At 71.2% G+C, this 1,763-nt stretch carries 2 protein-coding genes; both read right to left on the bottom strand.

Translation table 11 applies throughout. The annotated features are described in order from the left end of the window. Positions 1 to 14: 14 nt before the first annotated feature. Complete coding sequence (locus tag GRX66_RS18720) at positions 15 to 1,310, bottom strand: 5'-deoxyadenosine deaminase (RefSeq protein ID WP_159527817.1); 1,296 nt, start codon at positions 1,308 to 1,310, stop codon at positions 15 to 17. 102 nt (positions 1,311 to 1,412) lie between these two features. Then, a partial coding sequence (locus GRX66_RS18715) for a Zn-ribbon domain-containing OB-fold protein (protein ID WP_394351550.1) occupies positions 1,413 to 1,763 on the bottom strand: 351 nt, incomplete at its 5' end.

Raw genomic sequence — 1,763 nt, 5'->3', positions numbered from 1 at the left:
GGAGTGCGGTGCGCTCAGAGCCGCGCGGCGAACTCCCGGGCGCGCTCGCGGACGCTCTCGGCGTCCATCCGGACGTGCTCGCCGTCCCGGTAGAGCACCTCGCCGTCCACCATCGTCAGCGTCACGTCGTCGCCGTGCGCCGCGAACGCCAGGTGCGAGTAGGGGTCGTGAATCGGCGTCGACCGCGCGTTGTCCGTCGACAGCCCGACGACGTCCGCCCGCCACCCCTCGCGGAGTTCCCCGACGTCGTCGAAGCCGGCGGCCGTCGCGCCGTTCCGCGTCGCCATCTCGAAGACGGTCCGCGCTGGCAGTGCGGTGGGGTCCAACTCCTCCACTTTCCCGAGCAGACTCGCCTGCCGCATCTCCGTGAACGCGTCCAGGGTGTTGTTGCACGGCGGGCCGTCGTTGCCGAGCGCGACGTTGACGCCGCGGTCGAGGTAGTCCCGGATCGGCGCGACGCCCGACGCGAGTTTCATGTTCGACGACGGGCAGTGCGTGACGTGCGTCCCCGTCTCCGCGAGCACCTCGCGCTCCGTCTCGTCGGTCCACACGCAGTGTGCGAGTACCACGTCCTCGCCCGTGAGGCCGACCTCGTCCAGCCAGTGGACGTTCCGGTAGCCGGTGTCCGCCTCGACGGCCTCGATTTCGCCGCGGTTCTCGCTGGCGTGCGTGTGGACGCGGACGCCGTACTCGTCGGCCAACTCCCGGCACCCCCGCAGGCAGGCCTCCGTGCAGGAGACGGCGAACCGCGGCGTCACGGCGTACCGGATGCGGCCGCCGCGCGCGCCGTCGTATCGCTGGATGAGGCGCTCAGTCTCGGCGAGCGCGGCGTCCGTATCCTCCTGGAGGCCGTCGGGGGAGTCCTTGTCCATCAACACCTTCCCCATGAGCGCTCGCACGCCGGCATCGCCCGCGGCCTCGAACGCCTGGTCGGCGTGCGCGACGGACAGGTGGTCGATGGCCGTCGTCGTCCCCGACTCCACGAGTTCCAGGTAGCCGAGGTCAGCGGCCGCGCGCATCTCGGCTGCGTCCATGTCGGCCTCCATCGGGAGGACGTGGTCGAACAGCCAGTCCAGCAGCTCCTCGTCGTCCGCGATGCCGCGCCCGAGACTCTGCACCGAATGGATGTGCGCGCCGACCAGGCCCGGCGCGAGCACGTCGCACGTGACCTGCTCGTGGTCCGGATAGGCGTCCAGCAGTTCCTCGCGGTCTCCGACCGCCGCGATTCGGTCGTCCTCGACGACCACTGCGCCGTCGCTGACGGCGCGCTCGGCGTCACAGACCACCGTGTCGGCGCTCAGTAGCGTCATTCCCTCACCTCCTACGCCGCCCCGCACCCAAACACGTTGCGGATTCGCGAGTGCTCGACGCCCGAGGGGCGGTTCGCTATTGCCGCCGGCCGTCAGGCCAAGTCACGGGCGCCTCGCGTCCACCGGGACGACCTTCACGCCGTACCGGCGTACGTCCTCCTGGTCGTAGAGGACGCGCTTCACCGCGACCACCTCGTCCCCGATTTCGGGCGCGTCGTCGTCCGAGAGCACCACCTGTACGGGTGCGCTGGCCGCGCCGTCGTCGGGCCCCTCGAAGGCGACGATGGCGCTGGCGTACTCGCCGGCGCGGGCCTGCTGTGGTACGAATTCCGGGGGCGCACCGCCCTGCGAAATCGTCGTGACCGCTTCGACCGTCCCCGTTCCCGAGAGCGCTACCTGCTCGTAGCCGTCGCGGGCGCTGCAATGCGCGCACGCTCCCGCCGGCGGGAACGC

The organism is Halobacterium bonnevillei, assembly GCF_009831555.1.
Taxonomy (GTDB): domain Archaea; phylum Halobacteriota; class Halobacteria; order Halobacteriales; family Halobacteriaceae; genus Halobacterium; species Halobacterium bonnevillei.
Note: the sequence above shows the minus strand (reverse complement) of the source record. Positions and strands in the feature narration are given on the sequence as shown.

Bases quoted from the DNA above. Each gene is read 5' to 3' on its own strand.
- GRX66_RS18720 (WP_159527817.1), bottom strand. From the start codon at position 1,310: ATGACGCTACTGAGCGCCGACACGGTGGTCTGTGACGCCGAGCGCGCC.